Origin of the sequence: Mesorhizobium sp. B2-6-2 (genome assembly GCF_006440615.1) — a bacterium.
Lineage (GTDB): Bacteria > Pseudomonadota > Alphaproteobacteria > Rhizobiales > Rhizobiaceae > Mesorhizobium.
In genome coordinates this window covers 42,773-54,652 of the sequence record NZ_VFUG01000014.1, presented here as the reverse complement: position 1 = coordinate 54,652, position 11,880 = coordinate 42,773, and the positions used below count along the sequence as shown (strand labels likewise).

14 protein-coding genes are annotated in these 11,880 nt (G+C 63.4%); 7 read left to right on the top strand and 7 right to left on the bottom strand.

Going from position 1 to position 11,880, the window contains the following annotated elements:
* Positions 1–342 precede the first annotated feature (342 nt).
* From FJ419_RS23025 to FJ419_RS30890, 3 genes are all read right to left on the bottom strand, one after another.
* A complete protein-coding gene (locus FJ419_RS23025; protein WP_140698490.1) occupies positions 343–807 on the bottom strand; it encodes a DUF2231 domain-containing protein in 465 nt (154 codons plus the stop codon).
* Between the two features lie 231 nt (positions 808–1,038).
* Positions 1,039–2,895: a DUF4396 domain-containing protein gene (locus tag FJ419_RS23020; protein ID WP_140698487.1), complete on the bottom strand. Its 1,857-nt coding sequence runs from the start codon at positions 2,893–2,895 to the stop codon at positions 1,039–1,041.
* A gap of 429 nt (positions 2,896–3,324) precedes the next feature.
* Positions 3,325–3,486 (bottom strand): hypothetical protein, encoded by a 162-nt coding sequence (locus FJ419_RS30890; protein WP_181170785.1) that lies wholly within the window; start codon positions 3,484–3,486, stop codon positions 3,325–3,327.
* 188 nt (positions 3,487–3,674) lie between these two features.
* Here FJ419_RS30890 and FJ419_RS23015 point away from each other — a divergent pair, with 188 nt between their 5' ends.
* A complete protein-coding gene (locus FJ419_RS23015; RefSeq protein WP_140698484.1) occupies positions 3,675–3,908 on the top strand; it encodes a hypothetical protein in 234 nt (77 codons plus the stop codon).
* Positions 3,909–4,107: 199 nt separating this feature from the next.
* Positions 4,108–4,254, top strand: coding sequence for a hypothetical protein (locus FJ419_RS23010; RefSeq protein WP_140698481.1), 147 nt, complete (start codon positions 4,108–4,110; stop codon positions 4,252–4,254).
* Positions 4,255–4,411: 157 nt separating this feature from the next.
* Here FJ419_RS23010 and FJ419_RS23005 read toward each other — a convergent pair whose 3' ends face one another.
* Together FJ419_RS23005 and FJ419_RS23000 are read right to left on the bottom strand one after the other, a co-directional pair.
* Complete coding sequence (locus FJ419_RS23005) at positions 4,412–4,993, bottom strand: hypothetical protein (RefSeq protein ID WP_140698478.1); 582 nt, start codon at positions 4,991–4,993, stop codon at positions 4,412–4,414.
* A gap of 64 nt (positions 4,994–5,057) precedes the next feature.
* The gene (locus tag FJ419_RS23000) at positions 5,058–5,474 is read right to left on the bottom strand and encodes a helix-turn-helix domain-containing protein (RefSeq protein ID WP_140698475.1); all 417 of its coding nucleotides are present in this window, start codon (positions 5,472–5,474) and stop codon (positions 5,058–5,060) included.
* Between the two features lie 98 nt (positions 5,475–5,572).
* Here FJ419_RS23000 and FJ419_RS22995 point away from each other — a divergent pair, with 98 nt between their 5' ends.
* A complete protein-coding gene (locus FJ419_RS22995) occupies positions 5,573–6,460 on the top strand; it encodes an NmrA family NAD(P)-binding protein (protein WP_140698472.1) in 888 nt (295 codons plus the stop codon).
* Between the two features lie 15 nt (positions 6,461–6,475).
* Positions 6,476–7,063: a dihydrofolate reductase family protein gene (locus FJ419_RS22990; RefSeq protein WP_140698467.1), complete on the top strand. Its 588-nt coding sequence runs from the start codon at positions 6,476–6,478 to the stop codon at positions 7,061–7,063.
* Positions 7,064–7,115: 52 nt separating this feature from the next.
* Here FJ419_RS22990 and FJ419_RS22985 read toward each other — a convergent pair whose 3' ends face one another.
* Together FJ419_RS22985 and FJ419_RS22980 are read right to left on the bottom strand one after the other, a co-directional pair.
* Complete coding sequence (locus tag FJ419_RS22985) at positions 7,116–7,367, bottom strand: hypothetical protein (RefSeq protein ID WP_140698459.1); 252 nt, start codon at positions 7,365–7,367, stop codon at positions 7,116–7,118.
* 119 nt (positions 7,368–7,486) lie between these two features.
* Positions 7,487–8,791 (bottom strand): cytochrome c peroxidase, encoded by a 1,305-nt coding sequence (locus tag FJ419_RS22980; protein ID WP_140698455.1) that lies wholly within the window; start codon positions 8,789–8,791, stop codon positions 7,487–7,489.
* Between the two features lie 204 nt (positions 8,792–8,995).
* Here FJ419_RS22980 and FJ419_RS22975 point away from each other — a divergent pair, with 204 nt between their 5' ends.
* From FJ419_RS22975 to FJ419_RS22965, 3 genes are all read left to right on the top strand, one after another.
* On the top strand, positions 8,996–10,528 hold the full coding sequence (locus FJ419_RS22975) for an acid phosphatase (protein ID WP_140698451.1): 1,533 nt from the start codon (positions 8,996–8,998) through the stop codon (positions 10,526–10,528).
* Between the two features lie 228 nt (positions 10,529–10,756).
* On the top strand, positions 10,757–11,179 hold the full coding sequence (locus FJ419_RS22970; RefSeq protein WP_140698445.1) for an OsmC family protein: 423 nt from the start codon (positions 10,757–10,759) through the stop codon (positions 11,177–11,179).
* 5 nt (positions 11,180–11,184) lie between these two features.
* Positions 11,185–11,748: a hypothetical protein gene (locus FJ419_RS22965; protein WP_140698438.1), complete on the top strand. Its 564-nt coding sequence runs from the start codon at positions 11,185–11,187 to the stop codon at positions 11,746–11,748.
* Positions 11,749–11,880: the final 132 nt, after the last annotated feature.

Here is an 11,880-nt window from a genome sequence, read left to right as displayed (position 1 = left end):
TCTATGCCACGGTAAAAATGCTCTTCCTCACCCGCTTTGCTGCCCGTTTTTCCGGCCTCTGTCAAGAAAACGTGAAGCCTGGAACCGCAGCATCTCCAGCCGGCTAGAGGCCGATTGGGGTCAAAATGCGACGGTCTGAAGAATCGCGGAACAAGCTGGTCGCAAAACCTTTGGACCAGGTTGTGGGGAGTGTCGGCGGCCGGCGCGGTCTCCCTATTGCGGGGATCGCCCTAAAAAGCCATCCGCTGACTGCGGGCGATCTGAACGCCAACCGACTGTCACAGCCTTGCCGTTACCGTGCCTGGAGTTGGTGCCGACCGAGCAGCGACAAAGCCGGAAACGTCAGCGCCGTTCGTCAGGGCTGTCGGCGACACCGACGTGGTGGCGATAGACCATCTCCCAGCCCTTCCATCCGGTAAACAGAAGGATGAGAACCACGAGCAGGGACAGCGCGAGGCCGACCGGAATTACGGCTGCATCGCCATGGGCATAGCGCGAATACCAATTGTAGAGCTGTATGAGAACGACCAGCACATTGCCGCCGGCGTGAAGCCATGCATCCTGAAGATTGCGGATCTGGTCATCGCCCAACACATCCGTCAGGCCGGCAACAGCGGCCAGGGCCGCCATGATCAGGCCGGCCCCGAGAAGCCAGAGCGAGCCACTTACCCAACCCAGGTTGCCGGTTCGCCAGAAGATCAGGTCGCAGAACAAGGTTCCGACGAAAAACGCGATAGGAAAAGGGATCAGCATCGGATGGATCGGATGGCCGCCGATGCTTGCGGTGCTGTGCGGATAGTGGGTCATGGCGACACCTTCAACTACCTGGCGCCGACCCTGACCAACGGAGCTGGCCAGCCCGCGACAGAGAACATGAAACTCCGGCAGCGGCGGAATGTTCCATTGCGCGCCGGCCGCTCGCAGTGCCGCGCCGACGCTTTTGCGCCGATGAACCGCGAAGCTCGGCTGTTTGTCGGCAGAAGCTTTTCGGTGCTCGGTTCGGTCCCCAAATGTGGCGGACCGACGGTCCGGTCTTTATCAGCGTACGTCGATGACGACCATCAGACCGCCGCCGCCCTTCTCCTCGGCATTGTTATTCGTGGTGTGATGCGGGATGTGGCAGTGAATCAGCCACTTGCCCGGACGCCTCGCTGTCCAGACGACATCATATCGCTGGCCCGGGCCGACATTGACCGTATCGGCGAGAAAACGTGCGGCGGCGGGAATCGTCTCGCCGTCGCGGGCGACCACTTCGAACGGGCCGCCATGGATGTGCATCGGGTGTATGAAGCCGTTGTTGGTGCCGATGAAGCGGACCTTTAGCGTCTCGCCGACCTTCATATGGATCGTATCTGTCGACGGATAGGCCTTGCCGTTGATGGTGAAGAAGTTCGGCATGCCGCCATCCATCGGCATCGAAGGATAGGTCAGGCCTTCGCGGACCAGCCATTCCTGCAGCTCGATGACATAGTCGTGGTCGGCGGCGACCTCGTCGGCGGGATTGGCGGGATCGATGATCAACGCGCCATAGAGGCCGAGTGCCTGGGTGCGGTCGGGCTTGGCGTGCGGATGATAGAAGTAGGTTCCGTGCTGGGTGGTGGTAAACTCGTAGGAATAGGTCTGTCCGGGCTCGATCGGCGGCTGGGTGATCTCGGCCGGCCCGTCCATCTGGTTGGGCAGGATCAGGCCATGCCAGTGCACCGTTGTTTCCTCCGGCAAGGCGTTGGTGAGATTGATGCGCACCCGGTCGCCCTGACGGATATGGATGCGCGGGCCCGGAATCTGGCCGTTATAGGCATAAGCGTCGACCGTCACGTCCGGCAGGATGTGCCAGCGGATCACCGACGGCCTCAGCTCGAACACCTTCACGCCGTTTTCCATGCGGAACGGCAGGTCTTGGTCGCCCTTCGCAGCCAGACCGTAAGACGCGCGCACGAGTCGAGGATCGGCCGCCGCCATGTCGCGCATGGCATCGGCCGGCGTGTCACGGTCCATGATCATGCCCTGGGGCATGATCACTCCGCCGACGTCGCGGGCCGAGAGCCTGAGGTTCAGCCAGTTCGCAGGCGCCGCCATGCCGATCGTCAGGGCGAGCGCAGACACCGTACCGAGTGCCGCGATTTGCGGTGTGGTCGCATCCGAGCGCATGTGATGGCCAGCGGCGCGCTGTTCGCCCGCCGGTTCGTAGCCCTGCCGGGCATGGCCGTGCCCGCTCGCTTCGGCCGGTTGCGGGCGCTCGGTCATCAGCCCGTGCTTGAGGCCGCGCGCGACCAGCCAGACATTGGCGGGATAGGCCAGCGTGAAGCCGGCGATGACGCCCAGCGACATCACGCCCCAGAACAGAAGTTCGGTGGGCTCCATAGCCCGCATGTCGCGGCCCATCATCAGGAAGCTCATGACCGGCGCCATGCCGGCCATCATGAAGTTCATGGAGATGAACTCGGGTAGGAAGCTCTTCTTCACATTCTCCCAATAGCTGCCGCCCATCATCGATTTCATGAACAGCGATTGGAAGATGAACAGGCCGAAGGCAAAGCCGGCGAGATATTCGACGATGAGGTCGAGCCACATCGGCAGGCCGAGGGTGGCGGTGACGACCGCGGCAAGGATGATCCCGGTGGCGTCGCCGGCGACACAATGGATGGCCGAGCCGACGCCCTGCTTCCAAAGGGGCTTTGTGAAGGCCTCATGCTCGCCGGCGCGCGGTTCCTTGTCGGCCAGCACATAAAGCAGCAGGCCGAGCGGGCCCATATAGAGCGTCACCAGGATGAAGCCCCATTTCATCACCACCGGCTCGGGATTGTTGCGGTATTGGTCGAAGCCGACATAGAGCGTCGAAGCGGCCGCGAGCACGAACCAGGCAACGAGGAAATAATCGATGGGTTGGATGAGCATGACGCGGCCTCTGCTCGATGAAACGGCTGGTTGCATCCCCCGCGGATGAACGCGGCCGGGGCCACTACGATCCATCTTGCGGAATTTGCGGCTCCAGCCTTCGATCGAGCTTGACCTTCCAGCAACTGGAGCCCTTAGCGTCGCCGCGAAGCCTGCGGCGGGCCTCCCAATCGAGATCGAGGAGCGGAAGATCTGCTCGGCAAGCGCCCGGGCGTCGCCGATCCGGCAAAAATGCCGGCGGCGGTACTCGGCTTGCCGCCATATTCGCGACGATTGCCCCAAAAAAGTCACCCCGCTAGGCGGGCGGGGGCGAGCTCGGTGCGGCACAGAGCAGTCAGCCCGTCCTCACTGGCCTCGCAGCCGCGCGAAATCGTCGGGGATTGCCAGGCGCTTGCCCAGCTTGGTCGGGCCCTGGTGCTTGCCAGCCATTCACTTGCTGCCTTGCTGTACTGCCCCGGGCACAATCAGAGCGCCCTGGTCAGGTCCCGAAAATTTGAAGCCGATAAAAAACAGGGCGATGATGAGAACGCAGATTGCCAGCACCGTGACGAGGGTCCTTCCCGGCTTCTCGGCTGGCGGTTTGTCTTCCATGGCAATTCGCCTCGGGATCTAAACTCGGCGACAACGCCGGGGTTCCCGCGCCTCACCGGCGTCAAGGCTGACGCTTCGCCACGAACTTCTTGGAGACGCGGCTCCGAGTCCGCGAGGGCGCATCATAAAAATGACGTGCTCTCACCGCTATATGCCAAGCTGGATGCGCTAAAGCAGGGTTCATCATTATGGATGCCAGCGAATTGCAGGCCATAGGCGATACGCTAGTGCGCGTCGTCACCCCCGATATGAAACCGAAAGACCTGCTCAAGGCGGTGCGAAAACGGCACCCGGACGCCAAGAAGAGGGATATTGCCCGCGCGGCCTTCCACGCCATTATCGCTAACGCCGACCAGGATCCCGGCAAATCGCGCAACCTTCAGGCCTTCGCGCTTGCCGAGCGTACCCAGCAATCGGAATAAATTGCCGCGAATTGTAGTGCTGGGCTTGCCGGAAACTTAATAAGCGATCTCTAATTTAATGGCTCAGCCGGCAGCTGGAGCAATTCCAGGAAAAGTGTGTCACGTCCGGAATTGAAGCACCGGAAGCGCGGGGAACTGCCGTTTGCAGGCCGGCATCACCTGAAAATCGACGCACCTGGCCCCAACCGGTAATGAGCCCATGACCAAGAACCTCGGCAATGCCAAACCCAGCGCTCCTGCCAAGGAGATGAACCCCTCGCTGTTCGGCAAGGCCGCGCCGGCATTGTTTCCGCTGGTCGTCGCGGCGCTTGGCTATCTCGTCGGCCGACATTTCTTCGGCTTTTGACGCGGCCGGCGTCCGGCACGCTGTTTCCAGTCGGTCCAAGTGCAATTGTCGTCTCGACCATCCTCCTTGCAGCTTTGGTCCTAGGGCCTAGGTCGTTCTTGTCCTTGGCCGGGCCCAAGCGCATGCTGGTGGCAGCCGGCGGCCTCGCAAACTCCGGTCAGGCCCGGCCGCCGAACCCAGTATCACCCCCCAAAGGCTGCCGGGCCGCCGCCATGCGGCGAATTCTTCCGCGCTCGCCCACGGCCAACTGCCGCGCCGCCCAAATCTGCAGTACCGCTCGGACGCTTTCGAATTCCGTTGCTGCATCGTCTCGCAGACCGAACGCCATATCGAAGTCGAATTTGGCTGCACCTGGGCGCAATGGCATATCTTCGCCGCCATGCTCGTTTTTATTCGTGAAACGTCGCAAATATATCGAATAACGGCGGTGCTCTTGCACTAAAGACCAATAAGCCACGCTTTTCGGCAATTCCAGACGCGTTAGATGTATTGTGGGTCGGAGATAGGCAGTTCTTCGAATGAAGAGCAGGAGCTGTATATGGTAACGAGCGAGCCAGACAGTGTCCGCGTAAAAACCGTCAATGGCCAATGGATCGTGCGCGTCGTCGACGGCGGCAGGCTGACGCAGCAAGTATTCGACATTCACGCGCAGGCCGAGACCTTCGCCGAGGAGGAGCGGCTGCGACTGGGGCTGCCGGGCGAGCCGCCGGCCGAAGAGCCGGTCGGACCGCTCCCACACGGGCGGGCTCGCTGACGGGCGAGGGGATAGCCGGACCACGCCAATCGCCGAGGTCAGAACAGACCTATCCCCGGTGCTCGGCTCTGAGCCTCTCTTTCATCCGATCAAGCGCCGGCTGACCGCCGGCCGCCAGATCGTTGGCGACCCGGGCCAGCTTATCGTCGGCCTTGCGGTATTTGCTGCCCCAGGCGCCGAGCGTTGCCAGCACCGGCAAAAGGTCGATGCCGGCCTCGGTCAGCCGGTAGATCGCCTTCAGCCCGTGGCTCGGGTCGTCGCTGCGGGTGAGGATGCCTTCGTCGACCAGCGTCTGCAGCCGCTCGGCCAGCGTGCGCGACGAGATGCCTTCGTCGGATTGCAGGAATTCGCGAAAATGCCTTTTCCCGGCGAAGGCCAGGTCGCGAATGATGAGCAGCGTCCAGCGGTCGCCGAGCAGTTCGAGCGAGAGGCTGATCGGGCAGCCGGATCGTTCCTTGGTCGACATCAGTATGGTTCCATTTTTAAATCAGTTTACTATTGACATCATTCTTGCTTTGCGTCAAATGGTTCCAGAAGTAAATCATTTGACGAGAGGAGGTCGATATGAACCGGCAAGTCAAGCGTACGATAGTGGTCGTCGGCGCAACCAGCGAAGTGGGCGCCGAGGTCTCGGCCAGACTGACCGGGGCAGGGCATGAGGTGCGCGGCATCGCCCGTAGCCTCGGCGTCGCACTCGACGATCAGGCGGCGCTCGACGCCGCCTTCTCGGGTGCCGACAGCGCTTACGTGATGATCCCCTTCGATGTCACCGCGCCCGATCTGCATCGTTTTGAGGACGAGGTCGGCGCACGGCTGGCATCCTCCATCGCCAAGGCGGGCCTGCGCCGGATCGTGCTGCTCAGCGGCCTCAATGCCCATCTCAGAATGGGTACCTCGCTTGGCGCCGCGCTGATGGAAAAGCGGCTTGCCGCGCTGGGCCTGGAGGAACTCGTCTATCTGCGCGCCTCCTTCTTCATGGAGAATTTCGTCAAGGGCATGGGCTTTGTCGAGCAGGCGGCGTCCGGCGTCTTCGCTTCGCCCTTCCGCGGCGACCTGCCGATGCCGCTGATTGCCGCCAAGGACGTTGGCGAACGCGCCGCCGCTCTATTGAGTGCCGAACACTTTCCGATCCAGCGCGTTGTCGAATTGCACGGCGGTGGCTCCTACACGCTCGAACAGGCCACCACGATCCTGGGCAGGGCGATCGGCAAGGATGTCGCCTACCATGAAGCGCCGTTCGCCGATGCGCGGGCCGGTATGGTCGCCAATGGCATGTCGGCGAGTTTTGCCGATGCGCTGGGCGAGACGGCGGCAAGCTTCAACAGAGGCGAGCGCTGGGCGCTGGAAGCACCCTCAGGCGAAAATGCCACCCCGACCAGCTTCGAAGCCTGGGCGCAGGCTTTCGCCCGTTCGCCCGCCGCGGCCCGAGCCTTCACAGGCAGCAATTCCTGACGAAGGAGACCGGACATGAAAAAGCTCATCCTGCAGATGCAGATGTCGGTAGACGGTTTTGTCGGCGCCGATGAAGGTCATCGCTGGCAGCTTTGGGAATGGGGCGACGACAGCGCCTGGGACGAGGAGCTCAAGCGGGACTTCAACGCCATTTTCGAGACCATCGACACCATCCTGTTGAGCCGCAAGATGGCTGAGGAGGGCTATCTGACCCACTGGGGCAACGCGGCGAGCAAATATCCGAGGGATCGTTTCTTTGCCTTCGCCCAGCGCATCGTCGAGGCCGAAAAGGTGGTGGCGAGCGATAAGCTCGGGGCCTCGCGCTGGGAACGAACGCGCATCGTGAGCGGCGATCTGCCGCGTGAGGTCAACGCGCTGAAGCAAGGCGAGGACGGCGACATCGCCGTGTTCGGCGGCGCCGGCTTCGCCTCGGCGCTGATCGCCGCCGGCCTTGTCGACGAGTTCCAGCTCTTCATCAATCCGGCCGTTCTGGGCAGTGGCCGCCGCATAGTCGACAAGGGCGGTTTTAGCAGGCTGAAGCTCCTCGGCTCGAAGCCCTATGCCTGCGGCATGCTCGTGAGTCGCTACGCGCCGGTGCAATGAGAGCCAGCAATCAAGGGCGCGCCGCCTTGAATCAATCCGGCAGCGCGCCTTCTTAACTGTCTGCCTGGTTTTGCCTTTCCCGGATCGGCAAGCAACCGTCTCCGCTGACCAGCCGCAGGTGTAGCGCCGGTCGGCTGGACCGCGGCCAGGCGGCATGGTCGTTGCCCACGGCGGCGAACCAGCGGGCCTCACGCGATGTCAGGCCGATGAGCACCCGGCCGGCATATTCGGCCGGCGCGCCGTTGCCCGCATCGAACACCGCCCAGCTGCTCCCCGGCGGCTCCTGCACCGCGACGAACCTCATAGGAGACTCCATCTGTGAAGAGACGGGCAATATAGCAGGCGCGACTTGGCGTTCCTATGACGTGGCTCACATTGGCACACATTTACGGTGGATAGCAGTCCGCTCCAACTGGAAGCGGGTCACTTGCTTCTGACGATTTGCCTTGGCGGCTTGTCCTGCTGCCCGGCCTGGTCGGCGTCGGTCAGCGTGTCGAGGAAGGCGACGATGTCGTCGATCTCGGCGTCGGTCAGCGCCGGCTTGTCGCCGGGCTTTTTGCTGTCGAAGGGCGGGTCTGTGTTGAGGTTTCCCCAGTAAGCCTTTGGCAGATCGTCGAATTTGTCGACCGTGCCGTTCGTCTTCTTCGGATACCAGCGCCCGGGATCCGTATCGCGGCTGGCGTAGAAGGCGACCGCGTCGCGCAGCGTGTGAAAATAGCCGTTGTGGAAGAAGCTTTTCCGCAAGGCAACGTTGCGCAGCGTCGGCGTCTTGAACAGGCCGCAATATTCGGCGCGGTCCTTGAGATCGGTGCGCAGCGGACCGCACAGGCCGAGGTCGACATAATTGGGATCGGCGTTGGCCGCAATCGCCGGGTTGCGCGGCACGGCGATCGCGATCAGGCCGTAATCGGTGAATTGCGGCGGCTCACCGTCATTGGCGGGTTCGCTCAAATGGCAGCTCGCGCAATTGCCCTTCGCTGCGTCCTCGAACAGGATCCGGCCCCGCAATTCCTGCGCGGAAAGCTGCGCCTTGCCGGCGAGGAAGGCGTCATAGCGGCTGGAATAGGGATAAAAATCGGCGCTGCTCTGCTCGAAGGTGCCGAGCGCTTCCACAGCGGCGTCGAAGGCGTCTTGCGGATGGTCGAAGACATCGGCGCCAAAGGCCGCCTTGAAGGCGCCGGCATAAGGCGCGTTGCGCAGGCTGGCGACCACCTGGGCCGCGTCCTTGTTGCCCATCTCGAAGGGCGACAGCAGCGGGATGCTTGCCTGGTCCTTGCCGTGGTCGGCGCGGCCGTCCCAGGTCAGGCCGCCGGTCGGGCCGTTGTCGACGCTTTCGTCGCCTTCGTCCTCGGAGTCGTAGAAATGCTCGGTGAAGGCGGGCGCCGCCTGCAGGTAGCGCAGCGACGGCACGGCGCGAACGCCGGGCTGATCAAGATTGGCTCCGCCCATTTCGACCGGCGCCGCCGAGGCCGGCCCGAAAGCGTGGTTGGGATCGTGGCAGGATGAGCAGGCCTGCTTGCCCGAGGCCGAGAGCGAAGGGTCGAAGAACATCTGCCTGCCGAGCGCCGTCAGCGCCTCGGCGCGGGCGAAGGCTTCCTGGCGCGTCATCGGGCCGGGATGGACACCGGATCGCTCCTCGGTGTTGGCGGGCGCGGTGGAGGCGACGATCGTGGCCGCTGCAATGGCGATTGCGTGATTTTTCCGACGTCCCATCGTCTTCGGCGACATCCCTGATTTCTTCGCCCGGTTTCTTTGGCGGCGTAAGGATCGAGTGCAACGGATTGATGACCGGTCTTCCCGCTCACGAAACCGTGTTCGGCCGGGCCGGAACTGTCACAAAGGTGACAAGGCGTCGAAGTAGCTGGGCATTGATGCAGTTGCGTTCCTGCATTGCCGTCCTCCAGCCATCCCCAAGCCACGAGGCATTTCCTGATGATCCGGTCCTTTCTCTCCCTTTGCCTCGCCTCCACGGCGCTGGCATCGCTCTCTGCCGCTGCCCAAGCAGCGCCTCCCGGTTACGACAAGATCGACACCGTCGTCGTCATCTACGCCGAGAACCGCAGCTTCGATAACCTTTATGGCGGCTTCCCCGGCGCCAACGGCCTGGCCAACGTTTCGCCCGACCAGGCGCGCCAGCTCGACCGCGACGGCAAGCCGCTTTCCGAACTGCCGCCGGCCTGGGGCGGACTGACCGGCAAGGGCGTCACGCCGGCGGTGACGGAGGCGCAGAGCGCGCATCTGCCCAATGCGACATTCGCCATCGACGATCCCAAAGGCTTCAACGAGAATACCGGCGTCATCACCCATGATCTGTGGCACCGTTTCTACCAGGAGCAAATGCAGATCGACGGCGGCCGGAACGACAAGTTCGTCGCCTGGGCCGATTCCGGCGCGCTGGTGATGGGCCACTATGACGGCTCGATCCTGCCGATGTGGGCGATCGCCAAAAAATATGTGCTCGCCGACAATTTCTTCCAGGGCGCCTTCGGCGGCTCCTTCCTCAATCACTTCATGCTGGCCTGCGCCTGCGTGCCTTACTATCCGAATGCCGACACCAGCCCGGTGAAGGCCCAGATCGCCGTCGTCGAGCCGGATGGCGTGACGCTGAAGCCGGCCGACAACTCGCCGCCCTCGGCGCTGGGCGGCGTGCCGAAATTCGCCAATGACGGCGCCATCACGCCCGACTTCTACGCCGTCAACACCATGCAGCCGCCTTACCAGCCAAGCGCCAACAAGCCGGCCGAAGGCGGCGACAAGGCGCTGGCCGATCCGGCGCAGCCGACCACCCTGCCGCCGCAGCACGAGATCACCATCGGCGATCTGCTGTCGCTCAAGGGCATTTCCTGGGCGTGGTATTCGGGCGCCTGGCAAGCGGCGCTCGACGGCAAGAACGCGACGCCCGTGCCGAACTTCCAGTTCCACCACCAGCCCTTCAACTATTTCGCGGCCTATGCGCCAGGCACGGCCGCGCGGGCCGAGCACCTCAAGGACGGCGGCCTCGGCGGCACCGAGTTCATCAAGGCGATCGACGACGGCAAGCTGCCGGCGGTCTCTTTCTACAAGCCGCAGGGCAACCTCAACGAACATCCCGGCTATGCCGACGTGACCTCCGGCGACCAGCACCTGGCCGACCTCGTCGCGCATCTGGAGAAGAGCCCGCAATGGGCCCATATGCTGGTCGTCGTCACCTATGACGAGAATGGCGGCTTCTGGGATCACGTCGCGCCGCCGAAAGCCGATCGCTGGGGCCCGGGCAACCGCATCCCGGCCTTCATCATCTCGCCCTATGCGAAGATGGGGATGATCGATCACACGCAGTACGACACGACCTCGATCCTGCGTTTCATCACCGCCCGCTACGACCTGCCTGTGCTGCCTGGCATCGTCGCCCGCGACAAGGCGCTGCGCAACCACGACCAGCCGCCGATGGGCGATCTGACGGCGGCGCTGGATCTGACGAAGTAGCCTCTCAGAACTTGGGTTCCTCGCCCCGCCCAAAGGCGGGGAGAGGTGGCCGCGCAGCGGACGGAGAGGGGGCTTCGCAGGGCGCTCCCCTCTCCGTCTCGGCTTCGCCGAGCCACCTCTCCCCCATTTCATGGGGGCGAGGAAACGCCAATCGCCCACAGCCTGCCTCGGCGATTGCCTCAGTGAATTCCCGTCCGCTATCAATGCCTCCAAACTGGAGACGACACGATGGCAGACTTGAAAGTCAGAACCCGCAACGTCGGCGCGCTCGCCGTCCTGCCACCGGGTAGCCTGCCGACGGTCACGACGCCGACCGGCGGTACGATCGATGTCATCACGCAGGTCAGCGCTCCCGGCTTCAGCCCGCTTGACCTGCTCCATGCTTCTTTAGCCGCCTGCATGGTGCTCAGCGCCCGCATCGCCGCCACCCGCCTCGGCGTCGCCGACCGGCTGGGCGAGGTGAGGGCGGATGTGAGCGGCGAGAAGGCGAAGGACGAGCCCTCGCGGGTCGAGACATTCATCGTCAAACTGGAGATCGCCGGCGACCTTGATGACGCGATGAAAGCGCGGATCATGGCGGACGCCGAGGACATCTGCACCGTCTCCAACACGCTGCGCGGCGCGCCGGCGCTTCGTTCCACGCTGGGGTGAGCGCAATGGCGCATCTTTCGCCGATCGACTACGCGACCGCCTCGGACGACATCCGCGCCGAGCACGACCGAGAGCTCGCAGTGCGCGGCCGCATGACCAACATGAAGCGCATCCTGCTCCACTCGCCGGCCGCCCACCGCATCTACGCCGAATGGTTCACGCTGCGCGACCTTCTCAAGCCCACGCTCGACGACCGCGCCATATGGCTGTTGTCGAAAGCAATAGCCGAGACGATGCGCGCCGAGATTCCCGTGACCTTCTTTCGCCGCGCATTAATCGAGAACGGGCTCGACCCCGAAGCGATCGAACCGACCGCCGACGAGACGATGCTGATTTCCTTCGGCATGGCAATCGCCGCCGATGCCAATGCCGTCCCTGAAGATACCTGGGCCGCGCTCAAGGCGCGCTACGACGAGACGCTGCTCGTCAACCTCACCGCCTTCGCCGGCATCATGGTGGCGACCTGCGTGTTCACCAATGCGGTGAAGGTGGATTTCGATCCGGAGCTGGAGATGTACCGCAGACCTTCTCCTTCTCCCCTTGTGGGAGAAGGTGGATCGGCGCGTTAGCGCCGAGACGGATGAGGGGTATTCCAGCTTGGCGGATAAGGTTGAAATCGCCGCCGCCTCGTTTCTTCCAGCACCCCCTCATCCGACCTCGCTTCGCGAGGCCACCTTCTCCCACAAGGGGAGAAGGGAAAG